At 49.4% G+C, this 26985-nt stretch carries 22 protein-coding genes and 5 tRNA genes; 2 read left to right on the forward strand and 25 right to left on the reverse strand.

Annotation, left to right across the window (positions count from 1 at the left end; translation table 11 throughout):
- Positions 1 to 18: 18 nt before the first annotated feature.
- The 7 genes from rplD to HMPREF6485_RS01215 all read right to left on the reverse strand — a co-directional run bounded on the left by rplD (position 19) and on the right by HMPREF6485_RS01215 (position 6056).
- Positions 19 to 648, reverse strand: a complete 630-nt coding sequence (rplD, locus tag HMPREF6485_RS01185; RefSeq protein ID WP_004341796.1) for a 50S ribosomal protein L4 — start codon at positions 646 to 648, stop codon at positions 19 to 21.
- Positions 648 to 1262, reverse strand: coding sequence for a 50S ribosomal protein L3 (gene rplC, locus HMPREF6485_RS01190; RefSeq protein WP_004341797.1), 615 nt, complete (start codon positions 1260 to 1262; stop codon positions 648 to 650). Before rplC ends, rplD begins: the two co-directional genes overlap by 1 nt.
- Positions 1263 to 1310: 48 nt before the next feature.
- Positions 1311 to 1616, reverse strand: coding sequence for a 30S ribosomal protein S10 (rpsJ, locus tag HMPREF6485_RS01195; RefSeq protein ID WP_004341798.1), 306 nt, complete (start codon positions 1614 to 1616; stop codon positions 1311 to 1313).
- A gap of 103 nt (positions 1617 to 1719) precedes the next feature.
- Positions 1720 to 3834, reverse strand: coding sequence for an elongation factor G (gene fusA, locus HMPREF6485_RS01200; RefSeq protein ID WP_004344134.1), 2115 nt, complete (start codon positions 3832 to 3834; stop codon positions 1720 to 1722).
- A 25-nt stretch (positions 3835 to 3859) separates the two neighbouring features.
- Positions 3860 to 4336: a 30S ribosomal protein S7 gene (gene rpsG, locus HMPREF6485_RS01205; RefSeq protein ID WP_004341800.1), complete on the reverse strand. Its 477-nt coding sequence runs from the start codon at positions 4334 to 4336 to the stop codon at positions 3860 to 3862.
- Between the two features lie 175 nt (positions 4337 to 4511).
- Positions 4512 to 4895, reverse strand: a complete 384-nt coding sequence (gene rpsL, locus HMPREF6485_RS01210) for a 30S ribosomal protein S12 (protein ID WP_004341801.1) — start codon at positions 4893 to 4895, stop codon at positions 4512 to 4514.
- Between the two features lie 837 nt (positions 4896 to 5732).
- Complete coding sequence (locus tag HMPREF6485_RS01215) at positions 5733 to 6056, reverse strand: DUF3467 domain-containing protein (RefSeq protein ID WP_004341802.1); 324 nt, start codon at positions 6054 to 6056, stop codon at positions 5733 to 5735.
- Between the two features lie 427 nt (positions 6057 to 6483).
- On the opposite strand from HMPREF6485_RS01215, the gene HMPREF6485_RS01220 reads away from it, so the two are divergent.
- Positions 6484 to 8847, forward strand: coding sequence for a beta-galactosidase (locus HMPREF6485_RS01220; protein WP_004344138.1), 2364 nt, complete (start codon positions 6484 to 6486; stop codon positions 8845 to 8847).
- Positions 8848 to 9035: 188 nt separating this feature from the next.
- Here the strand turns inward: HMPREF6485_RS01220 and rpoC are convergent, their stop codons facing one another.
- From rpoC to HMPREF6485_RS01305, 18 genes are all read right to left on the reverse strand, one after another.
- Complete coding sequence (rpoC, locus tag HMPREF6485_RS01225; RefSeq protein ID WP_004342447.1) at positions 9036 to 13364, reverse strand: DNA-directed RNA polymerase subunit beta'; 4329 nt, start codon at positions 13362 to 13364, stop codon at positions 9036 to 9038.
- A 30-nt stretch (positions 13365 to 13394) separates the two neighbouring features.
- A complete protein-coding gene (gene rpoB, locus HMPREF6485_RS01230; RefSeq protein WP_004342448.1) occupies positions 13395 to 17204 on the reverse strand; it encodes a DNA-directed RNA polymerase subunit beta in 3810 nt (1269 codons plus the stop codon).
- Positions 17205 to 17371: 167 nt separating this feature from the next.
- Positions 17372 to 17749 carry a 50S ribosomal protein L7/L12 gene (gene rplL / locus HMPREF6485_RS01235; protein ID WP_004342449.1) on the reverse strand — a complete coding sequence of 126 codons (378 nt, stop codon included), beginning with the start codon at positions 17747 to 17749 and terminating at the stop codon, positions 17372 to 17374.
- A gap of 54 nt (positions 17750 to 17803) precedes the next feature.
- Positions 17804 to 18322, reverse strand: coding sequence for a 50S ribosomal protein L10 (gene rplJ / locus HMPREF6485_RS01240; protein ID WP_004342450.1), 519 nt, complete (start codon positions 18320 to 18322; stop codon positions 17804 to 17806).
- 18 nt (positions 18323 to 18340) lie between these two features.
- On the reverse strand, positions 18341 to 19033 hold the full coding sequence (gene rplA / locus HMPREF6485_RS01245; protein ID WP_004342451.1) for a 50S ribosomal protein L1: 693 nt from the start codon (positions 19031 to 19033) through the stop codon (positions 18341 to 18343).
- A gap of 22 nt (positions 19034 to 19055) precedes the next feature.
- Positions 19056 to 19496, reverse strand: coding sequence for a 50S ribosomal protein L11 (gene rplK, locus HMPREF6485_RS01250; RefSeq protein ID WP_004342452.1), 441 nt, complete (start codon positions 19494 to 19496; stop codon positions 19056 to 19058).
- A 93-nt stretch (positions 19497 to 19589) separates the two neighbouring features.
- A complete protein-coding gene (nusG, locus tag HMPREF6485_RS01255; RefSeq protein WP_004342453.1) occupies positions 19590 to 20138 on the reverse strand; it encodes a transcription termination/antitermination protein NusG in 549 nt (182 codons plus the stop codon).
- Positions 20139 to 20152: 14 nt separating this feature from the next.
- A complete protein-coding gene (gene secE, locus HMPREF6485_RS13250) occupies positions 20153 to 20341 on the reverse strand; it encodes a preprotein translocase subunit SecE (RefSeq protein WP_004342454.1) in 189 nt (62 codons plus the stop codon).
- A 15-nt stretch (positions 20342 to 20356) separates the two neighbouring features.
- Positions 20357 to 20429 (reverse strand) — tRNA-Trp (locus HMPREF6485_RS01260).
- Between the two features lie 78 nt (positions 20430 to 20507).
- The gene (tuf, locus tag HMPREF6485_RS01265; protein ID WP_004342455.1) at positions 20508 to 21698 is read right to left on the reverse strand and encodes an elongation factor Tu; all 1191 of its coding nucleotides are present in this window, start codon (positions 21696 to 21698) and stop codon (positions 20508 to 20510) included.
- Positions 21699 to 21787: 89 nt separating this feature from the next.
- A tRNA-Thr gene (locus tag HMPREF6485_RS01270) sits at positions 21788 to 21859 on the reverse strand.
- 9 nt (positions 21860 to 21868) lie between these two features.
- Positions 21869 to 21941 (reverse strand) — tRNA-Gly (locus HMPREF6485_RS01275).
- Positions 21942 to 21957: 16 nt separating this feature from the next.
- Positions 21958 to 22040, reverse strand: a tRNA-Tyr gene (locus tag HMPREF6485_RS01280).
- Between the two features lie 56 nt (positions 22041 to 22096).
- Positions 22097 to 22170 (reverse strand) — tRNA-Thr (locus tag HMPREF6485_RS01285).
- A 101-nt stretch (positions 22171 to 22271) separates the two neighbouring features.
- Positions 22272 to 22571 (reverse strand): ribosome hibernation-promoting factor, HPF/YfiA family, encoded by a 300-nt coding sequence (gene hpf / locus HMPREF6485_RS01290; protein ID WP_004344139.1) that lies wholly within the window; start codon positions 22569 to 22571, stop codon positions 22272 to 22274.
- 22 nt (positions 22572 to 22593) lie between these two features.
- Positions 22594 to 23475 carry a tyrosine-type recombinase/integrase gene (locus HMPREF6485_RS01295; RefSeq protein WP_004344140.1) on the reverse strand — a complete coding sequence of 294 codons (882 nt, stop codon included), beginning with the start codon at positions 23473 to 23475 and terminating at the stop codon, positions 22594 to 22596.
- Between the two features lie 81 nt (positions 23476 to 23556).
- Positions 23557 to 23748 (reverse strand): 30S ribosomal protein S21, encoded by a 192-nt coding sequence (gene rpsU / locus HMPREF6485_RS01300; RefSeq protein ID WP_004342457.1) that lies wholly within the window; start codon positions 23746 to 23748, stop codon positions 23557 to 23559.
- Positions 23749 to 23928: 180 nt separating this feature from the next.
- Positions 23929 to 25722 (reverse strand): aminopeptidase P family protein, encoded by a 1794-nt coding sequence (locus HMPREF6485_RS01305; RefSeq protein ID WP_004344142.1) that lies wholly within the window; start codon positions 25720 to 25722, stop codon positions 23929 to 23931.
- A gap of 223 nt (positions 25723 to 25945) precedes the next feature.
- Here HMPREF6485_RS01305 and HMPREF6485_RS01310 point away from each other — a divergent pair, with 223 nt between their 5' ends.
- Complete coding sequence (locus HMPREF6485_RS01310; RefSeq protein ID WP_004342460.1) at positions 25946 to 26938, forward strand: malate dehydrogenase; 993 nt, start codon at positions 25946 to 25948, stop codon at positions 26936 to 26938.
- Positions 26939 to 26985: the final 47 nt, after the last annotated feature.

A 26985-nucleotide genomic window follows, 5' to 3' on the forward strand; every position in this document is an offset into this window, starting at 1 on the left:
AATCTAAATGTCTCCTTTTTACTTTATTAAGATTTCATCGATCACCTTCAGGGCACTCTCGGCAATCACCAGCACATCAGCATTCAAAACTTTATACGAATTGAGCATTGCTGCGGGCATCACCTCTGTACGCTGCAAGTTACGAGCGGACAAATATACGTTTTTATTTGCTGTTGGCAAAAGAAGAAGAGTCTTCCGACCATCGACTTTAAGATTTTTAGCGATATTTATAAAATCTTTAGTCTTCGGAGTCTCGATGTCGAAATCTTCTACGACAACAATGGCGTTCTCCTGTGCCTTGTCAGACAAAGCCAATTTACGAGCAAGAACCTTTACTTTTTTATTCAGCTTGAAACTATAGTCACGGGGCTTGGGACCGAACACCCGGCCACCGCCAACAAGTACAGGCGACTTGATGTCACCACGACGGGCTCCGCCACCGCCTTTCTGGCGACCCAGCTTGCGAGTAGAACCGTTGATTTCGCTTCTCTCCTTCGACTTAGCGGTACCCTGACGCTGGTTAGCGAGATACTGCTTGACATCGAGATAGAGTACGTGCTCGTTAGGCTCAAGTCCGTAGATAGACTCATTAAGAGTCACCTTGCGACCGGTCTCCTGACCTTTGATATCTAATACACTAACTTCCATCATTTCTCAATTAAAACAGTTGAACCTTTGCATCCGGCAATCGACCCCTTAACGATAAGGAGATTCTGCTCTGGAATTACCTTTAACACCTGAAGGTTCTGGGTAGTCACCCGGTCACCTCCCATTTGGCCTGCCATACGCATTCCCTTGAACACCTTTGCGGGATAGGAGCAAGCACCGATGGAACCCGGCTTGCGGGCACGGTCGTCCTGACCGTGTGTAGACTGGCCTACACCACCGAATCCGTGACGCTTCATTACGCCTTGGAAACCTTTACCTTTCGATATGCCTACCACGTCAACGAACTTTGTGTCGTTGAACAGTTCCACGTTGATGGTGTCACCAAGGTTGTATTCCTCGTCAAACTTGAACTCGGCCAAGTGCTTCTTAGGCGTTGTGCCTGCTTTCTTGAAGTGTCCCAGCTGCGGCTTGGAGGTTCTCTTCTCCTTGGCCTCGCCGAAACCCAACTGAACAGCCTTGTAACCATCTTTCTCTACGGTCTTAACCTGGGTTACAACACAAGGACCAGCTTCGATAACAGTGCACGGTACATTCTTACCGTCGGCACTGAAAACGGATGTCATTCCGATTTTTCTTCCAATTAATCCTGGCATTTCAATAAAATTAGAAATTTAACTTTGAATGATTGATTTTGATTGTGGTTAGACTTTGATCTCCACTTCAACGCCTGAAGGCAATTCGAGCTTCATGAGCGCATCAACGGTCTTGGCTGTAGAGCTGTAGATGTCGATAAGACGCTTGAAGTCGGAGAGCTGGAACTGCTCACGAGCCTTCTTGTTAACGAATGTACTGCGGTTTACAGTATAAATACGCTTGCGTGTAGGCAATGGAATCGGACCGCTGACGATAGCGCCGGTGGCCTTGACAGCCTTCACAATCTTCTCTGCTGACTTGTCAACCAACATGTGGTCGTAAGACTTCAGCTTAATTCTGATTTTCTGACTCATTGTCAATTAAGTTGTTTTAATTATTAAACTTCAGAAAGGAGGTACGCCGCTTAAGAGTCATTCGCTAAGCGGCGCCTCCATTCTTTTATTTTCTGATTCTGCGTTACAGGAGGTTTGCATTGCCCTTCACCTCTTCGAGTACAGCCTTGGCTATCGAAGTGGAGAGTGGTGCATGATGGTCGTACTCCATGGAGCTGGTGGCACGACCTGAAGTGATGGTACGCAGGGCGGTCACATAGCCGAACATCTCAGCCAGCGGAACCATAGCTTTCACGATGCGGGCACCGCTGCGAGCCTCTTCCATTCCCTGAACCATACCACGACGCTTGTTCAAATCACCGATCACGTCACCCATGTTCTCCTCGGGAGTAACAACCTCCACTTTCATGATAGGCTCCATGAGCACGGGACCTGCCTTCGGACAAGCATTCTTGAACGCATTGTGAGCGGCAAGTTCGAATGACAACTGGTCGGAGTCAACGGGGTGGAAGCTACCATCGGTGAGTGTCACCTTCATACCGGTCAACGGGAAGCCACCGAGCACACCGCTCTTGAGGCAATCCTGAAAACCTTTCTGCACGGCAGGGATAAACTCCTTGGGCACATTACCGCCCTTCACCTCATTGATGAACTGCAAATCACCCTCGGTATAGTCTTCATCTTTCGGGCCAACGGTCACAATGATGTCGGCAAACTTACCGCGACCACCACTCTGCTTCTTGTACACCTCGCGCAGTGTAACGTCCTTGGTGATAGCCTCCTTGTAGTTCACCTGCGGCTTACCTTGGTTACATTCCACCTTGAACTCACGCTTCAGACGGTCGATGATGATATCAAGGTGGAGCTCGCCCATACCCGAGATGATGGTCTGACCACTCTGCTCATCGGTACGAACGGTGAAAGTCGGGTCTTCTTCGGCGAGTTTGGCAAGTCCGTTGTCGAGTTTGGCAATGTCGGCCTGGCTCTTGGGCTCTACGGCAATGGAAATCACCGTGTCGGGGAAAGTCATGGACTCAAGCACGATAGGAGCATTCTCATCGCAGAGGGTGTCACCCGTACGGATATCCTTGAAACCTACACCTGCACCGATGTCACCGGCATCAATCGACTCCATGGGAATTTCCTGTTTGGAGTTCATCTGGAACAGACGACTGATGCGCTCACGCTTGCGGGAACGGGGATTGTAAACATACGAGCCTGCAACCACCTTACCCGAATAAACGCGGAAGAACACCAGACGACCCATGAACGGATCGGTGGCAATCTTAAAAGCGAGTGCCGAAGTAGGAGCATCTTCGGAAGGCTTGCGGTCTTCCTCTTCATCGGTATCGGGGTTGGTACCCACAATGTTTTCCGTATCCAGCGGTGAAGGCAGGAAAGCGCAAACATAGTCAAGCAGCGGCTGCACACCCTTGTTCTTGTAAGAGGAACCAAGCGTCATAGGAGTCAGCTCCATGGCGATGGTACCCTTGCGGATGGCTGCGAGCAACTTCTCTTCAGGCACATCCTTGCCTTCAAGGTAAAGTTCCATGAGTTCGTCGTCGAAGTTGGCAGCGTTCTCAAGCAGCTTGTCGCGCCACTCGTTGGCCTCGTCTACGAGGTCGGCGGGAATCTCTTCCACATCATATTCGGCACCCATCGTCTCGTCGTGCCAGAGGATAGCCTTCATCTTCACGAGGTCTACCACGCCCTTGAAGTTTTCTTCAGCACCGATAGGAATCTGCACGGGGCAGGGATTGGCACCGAGAATATCCCTCATCTGCTGCACGGTCTCGAAGAAGTCGGCACCCGAACGGTCCATCTTGTTGACATAACCGATGCGGGGAACATTGTACTTGTCGGCCTGACGCCACACCGTCTCAGACTGCGGCTGCACACCGTCAGCTGCCGAATAGGTGGCTACGGCACCGTCGAGCACGCGGAGCGAACGCTCCACCTCGGCCGTGAAGTCAACGTGTCCCGGAGTGTCGATCAAGTTGATCTTATATGATTTATCCTTATAGTTCCAGTTGCAGGTAGTGGCAGCAGAAGTGATGGTGATACCACGCTCCTGTTCTTGAGCCATCCAGTCCATTGTGGCTGCTCCATCATGCACCTCACCAATCTTGTGAGTCTTACCCGTATAAAACAGGATGCGCTCGGAAGTCGTTGTCTTACCGGCATCGATGTGGGCCATAATACCGATATTACGTGTCAAATGTAAATCGCGATTTGCCATTGTCTTTTTACCTATTTAATATTGATTAGAATCTGAAATGAGCAAATGCACGGTTAGCCTCGGCCATGCGATGCATGTCTTCCTTACGCTTGTATGCGCCACCCTGATTGTTGTAGGCATCCATGATTTCGGCTGCCAGCTTATCGGCCATGGATTTGCCACCACGCTTGCGGGCGAAAGCTATCATATTCTTCATCGAAATGCTCTCCTTGCGCTCGGGACGCACCTCCGTAGGCACCTGGAATGTGGCACCACCGATACGGCGGCTCTTCACCTCCACTTGCGGAGTGATGTTGTCAAGGGCAGTCTTCCAAATTTCAAGGGCCGACTTCTCCTCGTTGGCCATCTTGGCCTTCACGTTGTCGAGAGCGTTGTAGAAGATTTCGTATGAAATGGACTTCTTGCCATCATACATCAAATGGTTTACGAACTTTGAGACCTTCTGGTCGTTGAACACGGGATCGGGAAGGATCACGCGCTTCTTGGGTTTTGCTTTTCTCATTTTGTTATGAAAATTTATTCTGCTTGGGGCTGCTCTTTTGTTCTTCAACGCCCTCACCCGGACATTTACTCAACCTAATTACAATTCTCCAGCAAAACGATTATAATAAAATAATGTAAAGCCTCAAGCTCTCAGTCTTCTCCGACCGTGAGCCATCGGCATTGTTTCAGCTTGATTACTTTTTGGCTGCTTTAGGACGCTTAGCACCGTACTTGGAACGACGCTGTGTGCGATTGGCCACACCGGCTGTATCGAGCGTACCGCGAACGATGTGATAACGCACACCGGGAAGGTCTTTCACACGACCACCACGCACCAGCACAATGGAGTGCTCCTGCAAGTTGTGGCCCTCTCCGGGGATGTAGGAGTTGACCTCCTTCTGGTTTGTCAAACGAACACGGGCAACCTTACGCATTGCCGAGTTAGGCTTCTTAGGAGTGGTGGTGTAAACACGCACGCAAACGCCACGACGCTGAGGACAGTTGTCCAAAGCCGGTGATTTACTGGTGCTTACAGCTTCCTTTCTGCCTTTTCTTACTAATTGCGAAATCGTAGGCATAATTTTACTTTTTTAATTTATATATTTAATTATTATAATCAAGTTGTAGAGAAACGGCTTTTACGAAGCTATTTCGGGCTGCAAAGGTACAAACTTTCCCCGAAACTACCTAATTAAATAATTTGCAATCTCCACGCCCCTACCGCAAATTAACAAAATATAACTCTTATTAGGTCAGTTTAAGAATGCAAAAGCGGGAATTTCTGAAGAGAATAGCACCCAAGCACCTTGAAAAGTCCGGGAGTTCACCCTCCTTATTTGTATTGTTCTCCATAAAACAAGTATGCCGCTACGGCGTGCACCCTTCACCCCCGACACACCGACATCGCTAAAAACAAATGCAGAGAGACCATTCCACCCACATCTCATTTCCCTTCCAGACAACCAAAAAGTAGGACAAAAAGTAAAAAGAAAGGACTTTTAAAATTCGCCAAACAGATGATAGCGGGAGCCGAAAGATGCCTTAAAAAGGCCTGATAAGTCGACCGATTTTCTCATCAAAGTCGAATGATATTACAAAACGGCCATACTTAGAAGCTCAAAGGGCCTCGGCGAGCGTGTAAAAGAAGCTCTTCCACACGCTCGCCGAGGCCCTTTGAGCTTCTAACAGTGTCCGAAACGAGTGTCAAGAAATATCAAACCACTGATTGACAGCCATTTACAGACACCTCCGAAAATCGCGTATGGTAGACCGAAAGGAAAGAAATTTGAAACAGAGCGCAAAACAAGAAGGATTTGGAATCAATTAATTTGACGATTCCACCCTCCCCGACCGCATGCCTCTGCAGCCGGTCTCCTATCCTTCCGTCAACCGCCTGTGCCCATGCGCAAAGCGCATCAGGCCTGTCCCATCCCGTCACCGAACGGTGCGATGGTGCGCGGTTGCTGGTTGGGAATCTCTATTTTTCCGAACTCGCGTTCATAGTTCACGATGTTTTCCTGCAAGGCAGCCAACAGCCTCTTGGCATGTTCCGGGGCCATAATCACCCGACTGCCCACCTGCACCTTGGGAAGCCCGGGGAGCATACTGGCAAAGTCGAGGACAAACTCGGTGTTGGAATGTGCGATAAGCGCAAAGTTGGAATAGATGCCTGCGGCTATCTCCGGGCGCAGTTCAATCTGCAACTGCTGTCCCTGTTGGTTGTCCGGTTGTTCTGTCATAATCTCATTTATCAATTAAGGTAATACGTTGTTTATCTGATTCGCAAAGTTAACAAAAACCGACGAAATATGCAAGTTTTGGAAAGACTTTTAAAACATAGAGCATTCCTCTCTACAGAACGAAAAGAAATAAACACTTGAAGTACCCGAAATGCACCATACCGCCACATTGGAAAACATTAAAAGGAACGAAAGTAAAAAGCCTTTGGTGAGAAAATTGAAGGAATGTATGCATTTTCCACCCCACAACAAAGCTTTTTTAAAAAGATTTCCTAAATTTGCAATGGCCTGCCGAACTTGCCAAACAATATCTCGACAAAAGGCAAGTGTCCGATTTCGAGACCGGTGTGTTACCGGCCCGTTCAGTGGCGGCCATCGTCTACAAGCCTGAAAAATAATTATATATAAACCTAATTTGAACACTTCTATGACATTCAAACACTTTATCGCTACCGTAGCCCTGTTGGTCACGGCCATGCTTCCCCCCGTATCAGCGGCTCGGAAGGGTGGTACGTTTACCGTGGGCGACAAAACTTTCCTACTCAACGGCAAACCATTTGTGGTGAAAGCTGCCGAACTCCACTATCCGCGCATCCCCCGCCCCTACTGGGAACATCGCATCAAGATGTGCAAGGCACTGGGCATGAACACCGTTTGCCTCTATGTGTTCTGGAATATCCACGAACAACAGGAAGGCAGATTCGACTTCACGGGCAACAACGATGTGGCCGAATTTTGCCGGTTGGCGCAGCGCAACGGGCTGTATGTCATCGTGAGGCCGGGCCCATACGTGTGTGCCGAGTGGGAAATGGGCGGACTGCCGTGGTGGCTGTTGAAGAAGAAAGACATCCGGCTGCGCGAGCCCGACCCGTATTTCATGGAACGGGTGAAGTTGTTTGAACGGAAAGTGGGCGAACAACTGGCATCGCTGACCATCCAAAACGGTGGACCCATTATCATGGTGCAAGTGGAAAACGAATACGGTTCATACGGTGAGAACAAAGCCTACGTGTCGGCCATCCGCGACATCGTGCGGCAATCGGGATTCGACAAGGTGACGCTCTTTCAGTGCGACTGGGCGAGCAACTTCGAGAAAAACGGACTGGACGACCTTGTGTGGACGATGAACTTCGGCACCGGAGCCGACATTGACCAGCAGTTCCGGCGGTTGGGTGAACTCCGCCCCAATGCACCCCAAATGTGCTCGGAGTTTTGGAGCGGATGGTTTGACAAATGGGGGGCACGCCACGAGACACGACCGGCCAAGGCTATGGTCGAGGGCATCGACGAGATGCTGTCTAAAGGCATCAGCTTCTCACTCTATATGACCCACGGAGGCACATCGTTCGGCCATTGGGCGGGGGCCAACAGCCCGGGGTTCGCACCCGATGTGACCTCGTATGACTACGACGCCCCCATCAATGAATACGGCCAAGCCACGCCTAAATACTGGGAACTGCGCCACACGATGGAGAAATATAACGATGGCGGCAAACTGCCTGCTCCCCCGAAAGCTCCCATGCCGGTCATCACCATTCCCAAGTTTGTGCTCACGGAATATGCCCCCTTGGGGAATGGAATGGGCAGCAGTGTGCAAAGCCGGGACATTCGCAGTTTTGAAGACATGGACATGGGATGGGGTATAGCCGACTATTCCACCGCGCTACCCAAGATACCCGTGGGAAGTATGCTCACCCTCAACGAGCCTCACGACTTCGCACAGGTGTTCGTCGACGGGAAATATATCGGGAAAATAGACCGCGTGAAGAATGAGAAAACGCTCATGCTACCACCCGTGGAGAAGGGAACCGAACTGTGCATCCGCATCGAGGCAATGGGGCGCATCAACTTCGGGCGCGCCATCAAGGACTACAAGGGCATCACTAAAGAGGTGACCATCTCGGCAGAAATGGACGGGCACGAGGCGTCGTGGAACTTGAAAAACTGGACTATAGTCCCCATTCCTGACAACTATGAGACGGCTGTCAAAGCTCTGTCCGTAGGAACAGAGACGAGCAAACGCACACGCCAACACGCCAAATTGTTAACAAAGGCAGGCTACTATCGGGGCCATTTCATGCTCCGCAAGCCGGGTGACACGTTCCTCAACATGGAAGCATTCGGCAAAGGACAGGTTTATGTCAACGGCCATGCCATTGGGCGGTTTTGGAACATCGGCCCACAGCAGACGCTCTATCTGCCGGGATGCTGGCTGAAACAGGGGCGCAACGAAGTGATTGTGCTCGACGTGGTGGGGCCGAAAGGCGAACCAACTTCTTTCGGACAGGACAAACCCGAACTCGACAAGCTGAATCTCGAAAGAACCAACAAGCACAACAATCCCGGTGACCGACCTGATCTCAACTCGCTGACACCCGTGGCGCAAGGGACATTGGATTCGGGAAACGGCTGGCAGACCGTTAAATTCGCCCGTCCCACGACGGGCAGATACCTCGCCATTGAGGCTCTGAGCGCACAAGACGGCCAAGAATTCGCACAGATAGCCGAATTGTATGCACTCGACAACAAGGGCCAACGGTTGTCGCGCGAACCGTGGACAGCCAAATATGCCGACAGCGAAAATGCCGAACAGGAAAACCGGACAGCTGACAAGACTTTTGACTTGCAGGAGAGCACCTATTGGAGCACGATGAAAGGGAGCCCCTACCCTCATCTGCTGGTAATAGACCTCGGTTCGGAGCAAACCTTAACGGGCATTGACTATCTGCCACGTGCCGAGCAAGGGGCTCCGGGAGGCGTGAAAGACTACAAAATCTTCCTGTTGCCCTAATCCCTCCAAAGCCTACAAGCGGCAATATCTAACCCCACAAGCGACACTCCAAAGCCCGCCATGCGGCAGCTCAGACAGAGTTTGACTCGCTGACAAACGATTGCTCCACGAGGTATAACAAAAAATGTCGCAGGCCTTTTCATCGGCTTGCGACATTTTTATATTGCTTATCAATGTAGTGGAAACGATTATTCGTTTACCACTTCATCGGCGAAGTCAAGAACATTTTTCTTATTGGCTTCCATGCGTTCGTATTCTTCCTTGGAGCCTACAATGAGCTTCTCCCACTGGCGGAGACCGGTACCGGCAGGAATCAGGTGACCGCAAATCACGTTCTCCTTCATACCTTCGAGACGGTCGGACTTGCCGCGGATGGCAGCCTCGTTGAGCACCTTGGTGGTTTCCTGGAAGGATGCAGCACTCATGAAGCTCTTCGTTCCGAGAGCGGCACGGGTGATACCCTGCAACACCTGCGTGGAGGTGGCGGCAACGGCGTCGCGCACCTGAACGGGACGGAGGTCACGCCGCTTCAGGCTGGAATTCTCATCACGCAACTTGCGGGCGGTGACAATCTGACCGGCCTTGAGCACATCGGAGTCACCGGCATCGGTGACCACCTTCTTGCCCCAAATGCGGTCGTTCTCTTCCGAGAAGTCGAGCTTGTCAACGAGTTCCTGCTCAAGGAATGTCGTGTCACCCGGATCATTGATCTGCACCTTGCGCATCATCTGACGAACAATGATTTCGAAGTGCTTGTCATTGATCTTCACACCTTGCAGACGATAAACATCCTGCACCTCGTTCACGATATATTCCTGAACGGCTGTCGGGCCCTTGATGGCGAGGATGTCACCGGGAGTGGTGACACCGTCGGACAACGGTGTGCCGGCACGCACAGCATCGTGTTCCTGCACAAGAATCTGCTTGGACAGAGACACAAGATACTTTTTCTGGTCACCGGTTTTGGAAGTAACGATAATCTCACGGTTGCCGCGCTTCACCTTACCCATTGTCACTTCACCGTCGATTTCGGAAACAACAGCGGGGTTGGAAGGATTGCGAGCCTCGAAGAGTTCCGTCACACGAGGCAGACCACCGGTGATATCACCGGCACCACCCACGGCACGAGGAATCTTGACCAGCGTCTCACCAGACTTGATAGTCTGGCCGTCTTCCACAACCACGTGACCGCCCACGGGGAAGTTGTAAGTACCCACAACTTCACCATCGGCATCAATGACATTGCAGGTAGGCACGAGCGAACGGTCTTTGGAGTCGGTGATGATTTTCTCGGTCAAACCGGTCGTTTCGTCAGTCTCGGCATGGTAGGTCTTGTCACGAATGACATCGTTGAACTTCAGCTTACCTGCATACTCTGAGACGATAACGGCATTGAACGGGTCCCAACGGGCAATCAAATCACCTTTCTTGACCACATCATTCTGAGTCTTGTAGAGTGTAGAACCGTATGGCACATTGAGTGTACTGAGCACGATGTTGGTGTTAGGATCAACGAAACGAATCTCGGCCAAACGACTCACCACCATCTGGCAGTTGACATCGCCATTTTCACCTTCCTCAATGAAAGGCACTGTGCGGAGCTCATCAAACTCAATCTTGGAGTTGTTCTTGGCCACGATGCTGGCATTGGCTGCGGCATTACCGGCGACACCACCGGCGTGGAAAGTACGCAGGGTGAGCTGTGTGCCCGGTTCACCGATAGCTTGCGCCGCAATGACACCGACAGCTTCGCCGAGCTGCACCATGCGGGCTGTAGCAAGGTTACGGCCGTAGCACTTCATGCAAACGCCTTTCTTACTTTCACACGTGAGCACAGAACGAATCTCGACCATTTCAAGAGGTGAATCCTCAATGATGCGTGCCTTGTCCTCGGTGATCTCCTCACCTGCAGAAACAATCAGTTCACCGGTAGTAGGATGAATAATGTCGTGTACGGAAACACGACCGAGAATACGCTCATAAAGGGTGGAAATCACCTCATCGCCATTCTTCAATGCACGGCACTCAAGACCGCGAAGCGTACCGCAATCCTCTTCGGTAATGATCACATCGTGAGACACATCGACCAAACGACGCGTCAGATAACCGGCATCGGCAGTCTTCATGGCCGTATCGGCAAGACCCTTACGGGCACCGTGGGAAGAGATGAAGTATTCAAGCACCGACATGCCTTCCTTAAAGTTGGAGAGAATCGGGTTCTCAATCGTCACACGGCCTTCGGCACCGGCCTTCTGTGGTTTAGCCATCAGACCACGCATACCGGAAAGCTGCTTGATCTGATCCTTAGAACCACGGGCACCGGAATCAAGCATCATGTAAACGGCATTGAATCCTTGGTCGGCTTCGGTCATTTCCTTCATCAGGATGTCGCCAAGCTCATTGTTGACATGAGTCCATGTATCGATAACCTGGTTGTAACGTTCGTTATCGGTGATGAAACCCATATTATAGTTATTGGTGATTTCTTCTACCTCTTTGTTACCCTTGGCGACGATGGCCTCTTTCTCGGGCGGAACGATGATATCGTCGAGGTTGAAGGAAAGACCAGCCACATAGGACATACGGTAACCAAGGTTCTTGATGCCGTCGAGGAACTCGCAGGCACGGGCCATTCCCACAGCCTTGATCACATCGGCAATGATACCACGCAGGGTCTTCTTGGAAATGATGTCATTGAAGAACCCCACTTCTTCGGGAATGATGCCGTTGACAATGACACGGCCGACAGAGGTTTCAACCATACGCTTCTGGAGCCGGCCGTCGACAAGGTCATCGACAACGACTTTCACCAGTGCATGAAGGTCGCAACGCCCTTCGTTGTAAGCGATGATAGCTTCCTCAGGGCCATAGAAAGAGAGGCCTTCACCTTTAGCTCCCGGACGGATTTTAGTGATATAATAGAGACCAAGCACCATGTCCTGTGAAGGAACGGTGATAGGCGCGCCATTGGCCGGATTAAGGATGTTGTGGCTCTGGAGCATCAATATCTGGGCTTCAAGCACAGCTTCATTGCTCAAGGGGAGATGGACAGCCATCTGGTCACCGTCGAAGTCGGCATTGAACGCCGTACAAGCAAGTGGGTGCAACTGAATAGCCTTACCCTCGATCAGCTTGGGTTGGAATGCCTGAATACCCAAACGGTGAAGTGTGGGGGCACGGTTCAAGAGAACGGGATGACCTTTCATCACATTCTCAAGAATATCCCAGATGACCGGCTCGCGACGATCAACAATCTTCTTGGCACTCTTGACGGTCTTCACGATTCCGCGCTCAATGAGTTTGCGGATAATGAACGGCTTGTAGAGTTCGGCTGCCATCAGTTTCGGCAGTCCGCATTCGCCCATCTTCAACTCCGGACCTACAACGATAACCGAACGGGCGGAATAGTCGACACGCTTACCCAAGAGGTTCTGGCGGAAACGACCGGCCTTTCCTTTCAAAGAATCGGAAAGCGACTTCAACGGGCGGTTGCTCTCACTCTTCACGGCAGAAGACTTACGGGAGTTATCGAACAGGCTGTCGACTGCTTCCTGTAACATACGCTTCTCGTTGCGGAGAATCACTTCAGGAGCCTTGATTTCAACCAGACGCTTCAAACGGTTGTTACGGATAATCACCCGACGATAGAGATCGTTGAGGTCGGAGGTTGCAAAACGACCACCATCCAACGGCACCAACGGGCGCAACTCGGGGGGAATGACCGGAATGATTTTCATAATCATCCATTCCGGACGGTTCACTTCCTTGCTGGCACGGAAGGCCTCTACCACTTGCAGACGCTTCAGAGCCTCGGTCTTGCGCTGCTGTGCAGAATCATTGCTGGCACGGTCTCGCAGTTCGTAAGAGAGTGAATCGAGGTCAAGATCCATCAATAAATCATAGATTGCCTCGGCACCCATCTTGGCAACAAACTTGTTGGGGTCCGAATCGTCGAGACGGTCGTTGTTGGGATCAACCAAATTGTCGATGATGTTGAAATATTCGTCTTCAGAGAGAAGGTCAAACTTGTGAGAACCGTTCATCTCCATTCCTTCAGCATCCTTACGGTCGGCCATTGCACCAGGCTTGATGACTACATATCTTTCATAGTAGACAACTGCATCGAGCTTTTTGGTGGGCATGCCCAAAAGATAACCAATCTTATTGGGCAACGAACGGAAATACCAAATATGTGCAACGGGAACGACCAGTTCAATATGGCCGGAACGCTCACGACGCACCTTCTTCTCGGTTACTTCCACACCACAACGATCGCAGACAATGCCCTTATAACGGATGCGCTTATATTTGCCGCAAGCACATTCGTAGTCTTTGGTGGGACCAAAGATGCGCTCGCAGAACAGACCGTCGCGCTCAGGCTTATATGTACGATAATTGATGGTTTCAGGCTTGGTTACCTCACCAAACGAATTTTCCAGAATCTCTTCGGGAGAAGCAAGACCGATGGTAATCTTCGTGAAATTATTCTTAACCTTTGTATCTTTCTTAAAAGCCATTTTTACTTTTTTGTTTTAGGGAGTTCTGAATTAATCGAGTTTGATGCTCAAGCCGAGACCGCGAAGTTCGTGAAGCAACACATTGAGAGACTCAGGAATGCCCGGAGTAGGCATGGTGTCGCCCTTGACGATAGCTTCGTAAGCCTTGCTGCGGCCGACCACATCGTCACTCTTGATGGTAAGGATTTCCTGAAGTACATGGCTGGCGCCAAAGGCCTCAAGAGCCCAAACCTCCATCTCACCGAAACGCTGACCACCAAACTGGGCTTTACCACCGAGGGGCTGTTGAGTGATCAAGCTGTACGGGCCAATGGAACGGGCGTGCATCTTGTCTTCCACCATGTGGCCAAGCTTCAAGAAGTAAGTGATACCCACCGTTGCAGGCTGGTCGAACTGCTCACCGGTCTCACCATCATAAAGATGGGTGGAGCACAGGCGGGGAAGTCCGGCCTTGTCTGTCCACTCCTGAAGGTCGGCAAGTTTGGCACCGTCGAAAATTGGTGTGGCAAACTTCACTCCCAATTTCTTTCCGGCAGCACCAAGAATAGCCTCAAATATCTGACCAAGGTTCATACGAGAAGGCACACCCATCGGGTTCAACACCAAGTCAACGGGACGACCGTCCTCAAGGAACGGCATGTCTTCCATGCGCACCACCTTCGACACGATACCCTTGTTACCGTGACGACCGGCAAGTTTATCACCCACCTGAATCTTACGCTTTTTGGCTATATAGACCTTAGCCATCTGAAGAATACCGGAAGGCAGCTCGTCGCCAATGGTAATGGCGAACTTGCGACGCTTCATTTCAGCATCAAGCTGCTTGTACTTGCGGATATAATTCATGATGAGCTTCTGAATCAGGCCATTGGCATGAGCATCCTTCGTCCAATCATTAGACTGAATGCCATCATATTCAAGATTCTTCAACGCAGCAGTCGTAAACTTGGAACCCTTAGTGATGATTTCTGCACCGGTATAGTCTTTCACACCTTCAGAAACCATCCCCTCTGTCAGGGTCAACAGCTTGTCAACGAGAATATCCTTCAGGTCGTTGTTCTTGGCCTCATACTCCTCATCAATCTTGGCAAGGATAATCTTATCCTGTTTTTTGGACTCCCGGTTTTTGATGGCGCGGGAGAAAAGCTTCTTGTCTATTACGACACCGCTCAACGACGGGTTGGCTTTCAGTGAAGAATCCTTCACATCACCGGCCTTGTCACCGAAGATGGCACGAAGCAGTTTTTCTTCCGGAGAAGGATCGCTCTCACCCTTCGGCGAAATCTTACCGATCATAATGTCTCCGGGCTCGACACGGGCACCGACACGGATAATACCATTGTCGTCCAAATCCTTTGTAGCTTCCTCGCTGACATTAGGAATGTCGCTTGTGAATTCTTCCACACCGCGTTTTGTCTCACGGACATCAAGAGAATATTCGTCTACATGGACAGAAGTCAACACATCATCGCGTACGATGCGTTCAGAAATGACAACGGCATCCTCATAGTTATATCCTTTCCAAGGAATATAAGCAACCAGAAGATTCCGACCCAAAGCAATCTCTCCATTCTCCGTGGCATAACCTTCGGTAAGGATATCACCAGCCTTCACCCGTTCTCCCTTGCTACAGATAGGTCGGAGGTCGATGGTCATATTTTGGTTGGTGCGCCGGAACTTCGGAATACGATATTCTTTCAATGCCGGTTCAAAACTAACAAACTCCTCATCTTCAGAACGGTCATAAAGAATGCGGATAGTAGTGGCATCAACATACTCGATAACGCCATCGCCTTCAGCCGTAATCATCGTACGAGAGTCCTCACATACCTGCTTCTCCAAACCGGTGCCTACGATGGGGGCGTCGTTGTGAAGCAAAGGAACGGCCTGGCGCATCATGTTACATCCCATCAGTGCGCGGTGACCATCGTCATGCTCCAAGAAAGGAATCAGACCGGCAGAGACTGAAGCAATCTGCTGGGGGGCAACATCCATCATGTCCACTTCGGCAGGCGGAACCACTGGGAAATCAGCATCTTGACGACACTTAACGACATCACGGATAAACGAGCCGTCTTCGTTCAAAGGAGCATTACCCTGACCGATAATGTGATTTTCTTCTTCCTCGGCTGTAATATAAACAACATGATCGTTGTCAAGATCCACCTTGCCGTCCACGACCTTGCGGTAAGGAGTCTCAATGAAGCCAAGTTCGTTAATGGTCGCATACACGCAAAGCGAGGAAATCAGACCGATGTTAGGGCCTTCCGGACTCTCGATAGGACACAAACGACCATAGTGGGTGTAATGTACGTCACGCACCTCAAAACCGGCACGCTCACGTGAAAGACCACCGGGGCCAAGAGCTGAGAGGCGACGCTTGTGGGTGACCTCTGCAAGCGGATTGGTCTGATCCATGAACTGGCTCAACGGGTTGGTACCAAAGAACGAATTGATTACACTCGAAATGGTCTTGGCATTGATCAGATCAGTTGGTGTAAACACCTCGTTGTCACGAACGTTCATACGTTCACGAATAGTACGACTCATACGGGCCAGACCGATGGAGAACTGATTGGCCAGCTGTTCGCCTACCGTGCGGACACGACGATTACTCAAATGGTCGATATCATCTACAGTAGCATTGGAGTTAATCAGCTGAATCAGATATTTGATAATCTCAATAATGTCATCTTTGGTCAAGACACGAACATCCATATCGGTATCGAGTCCCAATTTCTTGTTGATGCGATAGCGTCCCACTTCTCCCAAGTCATAACGCTTGTCCGAGAAAAACAGATTTTGGAACACCTCGCGTGCACTGGCATCATCAGCAGGATCAGCATTACGCAACTGGCGATAAATATAGTTCACAGCTTCCTTTTCGGAGTTACTGGGATCTTTTGCCAATGTATTGAAAATGATGGAGAAGCGGTTGGCTCCCTCCTCATCCTTATGAATAAGAACTGTGGACGTTCCGCTCTCAAGGATTTCTTCGATATTATCCTCCGTGAGCTCGGTCTCACGCTCCATAATCACCTCGTTACGCTCAATGGAAACAACCTCGCCGGTATCTTCATCCACAAAATCCTCATTCCAGCTCTTCAACACACGGGCTGCCAACTTGCGCCCGATGGCAGCTTTCATGTTCTTTTTGTTGACCTTCACTTCCTCCGCAAGGTCAAAAATTTGAAGAATGTCCTTATCGTTCTCATACCCGATGGCACGAAGCAATGTGGTCACGGGCAATTTCTTCTTACGATCGATGTAGGCGTACATCACGTTGTTGATGTCAGTAGCAAACTCTATCCAACTTCCCTTAAACGGGATGATGCGTGCAGAATAGAGAACAGTACCGTTGGCATGGACACCCTGACCGAAGAATACACCCGGCGAACGGTGCAACTGGGCTACGACAACGCGCTCGGCTCCATTGATAACGAATGTGCCGTTCGAAGTCATGTAAGGTATCGTGCCCAAGAACACATCTTGAATGAATGTGCCAAAATCCTCATGATCCGGATCCGTACAATACAGCTTCATCTTAGCCTTCAAGGGTACGCTATACGTCAGCCCGCGCTCAAGACACTCATCAATGGTATAACGCGGTGGATCGATATAGTAATCCAGGAACTCAAGAACGAAATTATTACGCGTATCGGTGATAGGGAAGTTCTCTGCGAACACCTTATACAATCCGTCATTCTTGCGTTCTTCAGGTGGAGTATCCAACTGCAAGAAGTCTTTAAAGGACTTTAACTGCACATCGAGAAAATCCGGATACGGATACGGATTATGCACGCTGGCAAAATTTACTCTGTTATCTACAACTTTTGACATTAGAAGAAATTAAACGGTGTTGTTGTTCTAATTGATATGAAAGACACAAAAAGGTTAGGACTCACCGACTGGGCAAATCCTAACCATATTCTTCAAGAGCAGCGAAAAAGATCGCTGAAGAGTGAATAGTTCACCCGCTCACCAATCTTTTTCACTAATGAATCAGCTTACTTCAGCTCTACCTTGGCACCGGCTTCTTCGATCACCTTCTTCAGGTTTTCAGCCTCGTCCTTGGCAACGCCTTCCTTAATGGTAGAAGGAGCACCGTCTACGAGATCCTTAGCTTCCTTCAAGCCGAGACCGCAAGCTTCCTTAACAGCCTTCACAACCTGAAGCTTTGTTGCACCAACCTCAGCGAGAACAACGTCGAAAGAAGACTTCTCCTCAGCAGCGGCTGCACCGCCAGCAGCAGGACCGGCAGCTACAGCAACAGCTGCAGCAGCAGGCTCAATACCATACTCGTCCTTCAGGACTGTTGCCAACTCATTAACTTCCTTAACAGTAAGATTTACTAATTCTTCTGCAATAGCTTTTACGTCTGCCATTTTTATTCTAAATTTAATTTTATTTATACTTTTGTTTGATGTGACATTATAGGTTTATTCAGCACGCTCGCCTAATGTCTTCAGCACACCATGGATAGTGTTCGCGCCTGACTGGAGAGCAGAAACAACGTTCTTGGTCGGAGACTGCAGCAAAGCAACAATCTCTGCAATAACTTCGTTCTTGCTCTTGAGTGCTGCAAGCTCATCGAGTTTGTCGGCTCCCACATAGAAGCTTTCCTCAGCGTATGCAGCCTTGAGTGAAGGAATACCTTCCTTTTTGTATTCATTCAGCAACTTTGCAGGGTCGTTGGCAATGTTGGAAAACATCACTGCCGTACTCCCCACCAGACAATCGTACAAAGGTTCGAAATCTACGTCAGAAGCCTCGAAAGCCTTGTGAAGAAGCGTATTCTTCACAACAACCATCTTGATTTCCTTCTTGAAGCACTTGCGACGAAGATTACTCGTAGCCTCCGCATTCAATCCGGTAATGTCAACCAGATAGAAATGAGGATATTCGGATATCTTCCGGCCAAGTTCTGAAATGATCGTATCTTTTACTTCTTTTTTCATTTTACAAAACTTTTAGAGTTATTCAACTGATTTCGGATCAATCTTGATACCCTTACTCATAGTGCTTGAAATAAAGATACTCTTCAGATATGTACCTTTAGCAGCAGCAGGCTTCAGCTTAATGACAGTTGCAATGAATTCCTTTGCATTACCATAAATTTGATCGGCAGACATATTGATCTTACCGATTGATGTATGGATAATACCTGCCTTGTCAACCTTAAAGTCAATCTTACCCTGCTTTACCTCCTGAACAGCCTTAGCAACGTCCATGGTAACCGTACCACTCTTGGGGTTAGGCATCAAGCCACGGGGGCCGAGAACACGGCCGAGGGGGCCCACCTTACCCATACAAGAAGGCATGGTGATGATAACATCAATATCAGTCCATCCACCCTTGATCTTCTCAATATACTCATCAAGACCAACATAATCAGCACCGGCTGCCTTGGCAGCTTCTTCCTGATCGGGTGTACAGAGAGCGAGCACGCGTGTCACCTTACCGGTTCCGTTAGGAAGTGATACAACACCACGCACCATCTGATTAGCTTTACGCGGGTCAACACCGAGACGTACATCGATATCTACCGAAGCATCGAACTTAGTAGTCGTAATCTCCTTTACCAGCTCTGCGGCTTCTTTCAATGTATAGGCCTTCCCTGCTTCAACCTTCTCAGCTACTGATTTTTGATTTTTTGTCAGTTTACTCATTTTTTAAATTGAAGTTTATTGTTTATTTATCAGGGAAGTCCCCCTTTACAGTGATACCCATGCTTCGAGCTGTACCGGCAACAAGTCTCATGGCTGATTCCACAGTAAAGCAGTTGAGGTCGTTCATCTTGTCTTCAGCTATGGCGCGAACCTGTTCCCAAGTTACGCTACCCACTTTCTGACGATTAGGCTGACCTGAACCACTCTTTACCTTGGCTGCCTCTTTCAACTGTACTGCTGCAGGAGGAGTCTTGATAACGAAATCGAATGACTTGTCGGTGTAGTATGTGATAACGACCGGTAAAACTTTACCTGCCTTATCCTGGGTGCGGGCATTGAATTCCTTGCAGAATCCCATGATATTGATACCCTTAGAACCAAGTGCAGGTCCTACTGGAGGAGAAGGATTCGCAGCGCCACCTTTAATCTGTAATTTGATTAATCCAGCAACTTCTTTAGCCATTTCTTTGTTAATAATTTATTGATTTAATATATCAGCTTGAAGAATGGAAGCTTCTCCAAAGCCATCGGATAAGCCCACCGTAACAATATGAACTTATCCTTCTTTTTCCACTTGCATATAGCCAAGTTCCAAAGGCGTCTTACGCCCGAATATCTTGACCATCACTTTCAATTTATGCTTTTCTGCATTGACCTCTTCAATCACGCCACTGAAGCCACTAAACGGACCATCGGTCACTTTTACTGTCTCATCCACAACAAATGGAATATCCAGATTTTCCTCAAGCTCCGTATCTTCGGCTGTCCCAAGCATACGGTTGATTTCCGACTGGGGGACGGGCGACGGATTGTCCAAACCGCCAAGAAACCCCAACACATTGGGTACGAATCTCAGCATAGAGGCAATATCACCTCCCTTAAGATTTGCTTCCACAAAAAGATAGCCAGGAAGGGAAACTTTCTCCTTGATAACACGCTTACCATTACGCAAAGACGCATGCTTCTCCATAGGAATCAATATCTGGGAAACATGTGATGCAAGTAATTCATTGTGCTTCATCTCAGCCTCGATGTATTCTTTCACCTTAGCTTCTTTTCCGCTAACGGCCTTCAGCACATACCATTGATTTGTAGTTTCTGCCATTTCCGTATTACGAATTAACCTGGATAAACATTACCCATTATCCAGCCAAACACAGAATCCATCAAGAACACCACAACGGCAATGATCAGGGAAGCAGATAATACAACCACTGCACTGTGAGTAAGTTCGGGTAGTGTCGGCCAAGTAGTCTTATGAGCAAGCTCGTCATAACAAGCCTTGCAATAATTTACTATCTTATTCATACTATCTTTATTTTGCACGGGTTGGAGGGCTCGAACCCCCGACACCTGGTTTTGGAGACCAGTGCTCTACCGACTGAGCTAAACCCGTAGGAAAGTTCCCGCAACCGCAGTAGCGGGAACTTCTATGTATTTTCTTAAGGTTTATCGGATAACCGACACCTTTGAATTAATCGTCAAGAATCTCAGTGATCTGACCAGAACCCACCGTACGGCCACCTTCGCGGATAGCGAAACGCAGACCAACGTTCAGAGCTACAGCGTAGATCAAATCTACAGTGATCTCTACGTTATCACCAGGCATCACCATCTCAACACCTTCGGGAAGAGTGATTTCACCGGTGCAGTCCATAGTGCGGAGATAGAACTGAGGACGATACTTGTTACCGAACGGAGTATGACGACCGCCCTCCTCTTTCTTCAGTACATAGATAGAAGCCTTGAACTTCTTGTGAGGCTTAACCTGGCCCGGATGGCAGAGCACCATACCACGCTTAATCTCATTCTTGTCAATACCACGGAGGAGCAGACCTACGTTATCGCCAGCCTCACCTTCGTCAAGAATCTTACGGAACATCTCAACACCGGTAACAACCGACTTCTTGTCTTCACCAAGACCGAGGAGTTCAACTTCATCGCCTACCTTAACACGACCAGTCTCAATACGACCGGTAGCAACAGTACCACGACCAGTGATAGAGAACACATCCTCAACAGGCATCAAGAAAGGCTTGTCGATTTCACGCTCAGGCTCCTGAATCCAGTTGTCAACCGTATCCATCAGCTCAACAACTTTCTCCACCCACTTATCAACGCCATTCAAAGCACCAAGGGCAGAACCACGGATGATAGGAGTATCTTCTTCAAAGTCGTACTGTTCGAGGATTTCACGAACTTCCATTTCAACGAGTTCGAGCATTTCTTCATCCTCAACCATATCGCACTTGTTCAAGAACACCACCAAGCGAGGAACATTCACCTGACGAGCGAGCAAAACGTGCTCACGTGTCTGAGGCATCGGACCATCGGTAGCAGCTACAACGAGAATAGCACCGTCCATCTGAGCAGCACCGGTAACCATGTTCTTCACATAGTCAGCGTGTCCCGGGCAGTCTACGTGAGCGTAGTGACGGTTGGCAGTTTCATATTCAATGTGAGCGGAGTTGATGGTAATACCACGCTCTTTCTCCTCAGGAGCGTTGTCGATCTGATCGAAAGACTTGATTTCCTGATTACCATAACCCTTCTCAGAGAGAACCTTAGAAATGGCAGCAGTCAAAGTTGTCTTACCGTGGTCTACGTGACCAATAGTACCAATGTTAACATGCGGCTTGGTACGCTGGAATGTCTCTTTAGCCATAGCTTTACTTTGTTTATTTATATAAATGAATTTCTAATTAAATCTTGTTTTTCCTATCAGTCCATCTTAACAAAACCGGACGACGGCAGAGCTGTAACTGAGAGTTGAACTCAGGACCTCTTCCTTACCAAGGAAGTGCTCTACCACTGAGCTATTACAGCAAAACTTAGAGCGGAAAACGGGGCTCAAACCCGCGACCCCCAGCTTGGAAGGCTAGTGCTCTATCAACTGAGCTATTTCCGCGTTGAACTATTAGAGGTGGGTGGTGATGGATTCGAACCACCGAAGTCGAAAGACAGCAGATTTACAGTCTGCCCCATTTGGCCGCTCTGGAAACCACCCCTGAACCAACATCATCCTTACTTTGTAGAAAGTCCCAAGGTCTAAAAAAATCCTTGAGCCTCTTGTCGGATTCGAACCAACGACCCCGAGATTACAAATCACGTGCTCTGGCCAACTGAGCTAAAGAGGCAAATCCTTGCAGCCGTTAGGCATCGCATTCCGGACGTGTTGTAAAACGGCTGCAAAGATACGACTATTTTCCGAATCGCCAAAACTTTTCCTTAGTTTTTTTTAGCGGTTTCTTATTTTTTCCTTGAACTTGGTCAGCTGCACCTTCATCGAGTCCACACACTGGTCAACCCCTTCTTCAAACGTGTCGCAAGTCTTCTCCACGAACAGGGTATTCCCCGGGGCTGTAACCGTGATACTGGTCTCTTTATTTAATGCGGTGGCAGGCTTGACAACCTTTAATTGCACCTCTACTTTCTGAATATCTTCGTAAGACTTCTCCAACTTGGCAACCTTCTTTTCGATGAATGCCAACAACTTTTCGGTAGCGTCGAAATGAATCGACTGAATTTTAACTTCCATAGTAACCTCCTGTTTTTAAGGGTTAAGCCCTTGGATGGGCATTGGTATATACTCGCTTCAGCTGTTCGAAAGTGGTGTGCGTGTAAATCTCCGTTGTAGAGAGCCGCGCATGCCCCAACAGCCGTTTCAAACTTTCCAATCCAGCCTCATGGTTGAGCATTGCTGTGGCAAAGGTATGTCTCAGTACATGCGGCGTACGCTTTTTGAGCGTGCAAACCCTTGACAGATGTTTCTTCACGATTTCCCTTACCTGTGCATTTTGCATGGCCAAGCCTTTATCTGTCAGAAAAAACTTCCCGCAGTTTCCCCTCTCCGTAGCGTCACGAAGACTCTTATAGTCGGCGAGAGTCTGTGCCAATTCTGCACCAAAAGGAATAATCCGCTGTTTGTTTCTCTTTCCCGTAACCTTCAGTTCGTGATTCACGAAATCGACATCTGCGTCTCGCAGGCCGGTCAATTCCGATAACCGCATTCCCGTCTCATAGAAAGTCATTACAATGGTACGCGCACGCATATCATCATAGGTGTCTTCCCACATATCGGAATCAAGAAGCGCATTGATTTCATTTTCCTTCAAGAATTGCGGCAACGGCTTCTTTTTCTTCGGGCCGACCACATCATGGGCCGGATCCTTCACGACCAGTTCTCTGGCAAGGGCAAAACGATAAAAGGAACGCAACGCGCTCAATCTCCTATTGATTGATGTAGCATTGTTTCCTTTATCCATCATACTCTCCATCCAGTCACGGATAATATCAGAGTCTACCGACTCCCAAGAGGGATGACCGTCCAAATTTTTGAAAAACTCTTCGAAGGCTCTCAAGTCTTCTCCATAGCTTTTTACTGTCCGTTCAGAGCGATTGAGCTCAAACTTCAAGTAGTTCAAAAACTTCTCTATCATCATAAACACTGCCAACAATTGTGTATCTTATCGGCAACGAATATACGGAATTTAATTCAAACTACCAAATTTTCAAAGACTTTTTTACTCCTCGCTTGCACGGAGTTTCTGTACGTAAACGGCGTGTTCCATCTTGAGTCTTTTCAAAACAGAAGGCTTGTCATACTGCTGACGGGCACGAAGCTCCTTAACAACACCTGTCTTTTCGAATTTTCTCTTGAACTTTTTGAGAGCTCTCTCGATGTTCTCACCGTCCTTAACTGGTACAATAATCATGCTTTTTGATTTTAAATATTAAATGTTACACATAGCGTTCGCGGTATGACACCACAATTTGCGGCTGCAAAGTTACATTTTATTTGGCAAACGGCCAAGATTTCCACCATCTTTTTTATTCCGCCAGAGCCTTTCAGGATGATTTTAGGATGATTTCCGCCCAACAAACTTCCACTTCCTTCACACCGCTGCCGTCGCATCTGCCAGCCATTGCCGCTCGTTCTCATCAAGAAGGGGGGACAGACGGTCGTACACCATGCGATGATAGTCATTCAGCCAGTCCAACTCCTCCTGCGTCATCATGGAAAGCACGATCGGTGTCGTGGCAATGGGACAAAGTGTAAGGGGGGCCAACTGCAAGAAATCTCCAAATTCGCCTTTCGTGTAGTGTGTGACAAGCATGGTATTTTCTATGCGCACACCAAACTTTCCTTGCAGATAGAGACCCGGTTCGTCGGTGACTGTCATACCGGCTCTGAGCGGGGCGGGCATATACTCCATACGTATTTGATGGGGGCCTTCATGCACATTGAGATAAGAGCCTACACCGTGTCCTGTACCGTGAAGATAGTTCAGCCCCTCACGCCACATCGGCTCGCGAGCCAGTGCGTCGAGCTGTGTACCACAAGCCCCGTCGGGGAACTTAGCCATAGCCAGTCTGATATGCCCTTTCAGTACGAGGGTGTAGATACGACACTGTTCATCTGTGAGCGGACCAAGCGGGATGGTGCGTGTGATGTCGGTCGTGCCATCTTGGTACTGCGCTCCCGAGTCAAGCAACAAAAAGCCTTCCGGCCGGAGCTCCACATCGGTCTCGGGCGAAGCCTCATAGTGGACGATGGCCCCATGCGGCCCATAGCCGGCTATAGTATCAAAGGAAATGTCGCGAAAACGTTTCTGTTCAGCCCGCAATTCCGTCAACTTGCGGTCCACGCTCATCTCCGTTTGTCCGCCGGCCTCAACGGCAGGCTGCAACCAACGCAGAAATTTCACCATAGCCACTCCGTCGCGCAACATGGCAGCCTTGAAACCTTTTATCTCTGCATCGGTTTTGACAGCCTTCATGGCCGGAACGGGCGAGTCGGCATAAACCACTTTCACGTGCTTGTCAACATATCCGGGCATCACCTCTCCCGTCTCCTTGGGATCCATGAGGATATTATAGGAGAAATAATCTTTCAACCCCTTGCCCACAGCGGCATATTCTTCCACTCCAACTCCCACCGACGAGAGATAACGCTCTACTTCCGGGGTAAGTTTACGTCGGTCTATGAAAAGCGTAGCCCGTTCGGGAGCTATGAGCAGATAACTCAGAAAAACGGGATTGCAATGCACATCCCTTCCACGCAGGTTGAGTGTCCATGCGACATCATCAAGTGCCGACATGAGCATACCGTCGGTATGGAGACCGCGCAAAGCCTTGCGGATGAGCGCGAGTTTCTTTTCGGCAGACTCACCGGCCAATTCTACGGGCTGTATCTCCACCTTATTATTATAGGGAAGTGACGGCCGGTCCGTCCACACCGCAGCCAACGGATCGAAATTGGTACGGAGCGTAAGTCCCCCCTCTCCCCGCAATTCATCAACAAGCTGTCGCGCATAAGCCACCGAGACCACTTTGCCATCGATGCCCACTTCCTTTGAGTCGGAGTCGGCCAGCTGTCCGCCCAACCACTGTGCAATGGTCGGTGTCCCGGCCACGCGCAACTTCATCAGTTGGAACTCTGTCCCTTCCAACTGCTTTTCGGCAGCCAGAAAGTAGCGCGAATCCGTCCACAGTGCGGCAGCCTCCATCGTCACCACAGCCGTACCGGCCGAGCCGTTGAAACCCGATATCCACTCGCGCCCTTTCCAATGGTCGGGCACATATTCGCTTTGGTGCGCATCCGTGCTCGGAAAGATAAAAGCGGCCAGCCGTTCACGGCGCATCACGTCGCGCAACGAAGTCAATCTTTTTTCAATATCCTCTTTCATAAACCGTTTTGTAAAATCGACATTACAAAGATAATTGTTTTAAGATTTAATCACAAATTAAAAACGAATAAAATGCAAGACTTACATGCTTTTTTATTAAATTTGCAAGCGCGAGGGGAAGGAAGTCTCCCCCCGCTCACCCCGAAATGGAAAGACAATAGTTTCTTCCTCATAACCAATAAGTAAAGGGACTTTTTAGAACATTTAAACAGATATTGTAGTTATGGAATTTTTAACTAATGAAAAACTGGTCATCGTCGGTGCCGGCGGTATGATTGGTTCCAACATGGTGCAGAGCGCCCTCATGCTCGGTCTCACTCCCAACATTTGCCTTTACGACATTTTCGAGCCGGGAGTACACGGTGTCTTCGACGAGATTCAGCAGTGCGCCTTCCCCGGTGCCAATGTCACCTACACCGTTGATGCCAAAGAGGCTTTCACCGGTGCCAAGTATATCATTTCTTCCGGTGGCGCTCCCCGCAAGGAAGGCATGACCCGTGAAGACCTGCTGAAAGGCAACTGTAAGATTGCCGCCGAGTTTGGTGACAACATCAAGAAGTACTGCCCCGAAGTGGAGCATGTGGTGGTGATCTTCAATCCCGCCGATGTGACGGCCCTCACAGCCCTCATCCACTCCGGCCTGAAGCCCAATCAGCTGACTTCTCTTGCCGCTCTCGACTCCACCCGCCTGCAGCAGGCACTCGCACTCGAGTTCGGCGTGCAGCAAGACAAGGTGACCGGTGCCCACACCTACGGTGGACATGGTGAGCAGATGGCCGTATTCGCTTCTCAGGTGAAAGTCGACGGCAAGCCCCTCTCCGAGATGGGGCTCTCCAACGAGCGTTGGGAAGAAATCAAGCACCACACCGTGCAGGGCGGCTCCAACATCATCAAGCTCCGTGGCCGCAGCTCTTTCCAGAGCCCTGCCTACAATGCCGTGAAGATGATCGAGGCCGCTATGGGCGGTGAGAAGTTCACCCTTCCCGCAGGCTGCTATGTCAACGATGACAAACTCGGCTTCAAGAACGTGATGATGGCCATGCCTACCACCATTGATGCCACCGGTGTTCATTTCGTTGAACCGAAGGGCACAGCCGACGAACTCGCTTCCCTGAAGGCCTCCTACGAGCACCTCTGCAAAATGCGCGACGAGATTGTCGGTCTCGGCATTGTTCCTCCCGTGAACCAGTGGAAGGAAATGAATCCCAACTTGTAATCCACTGATTACCCAAATAACATTTGGGGGCAGGCTTTTCTCGCCTG

The organism is Segatella buccae ATCC 33574, assembly GCF_000184945.1.
Taxonomy (GTDB): Bacteria; Bacteroidota; Bacteroidia; order Bacteroidales; family Bacteroidaceae; genus Prevotella; species Prevotella buccae.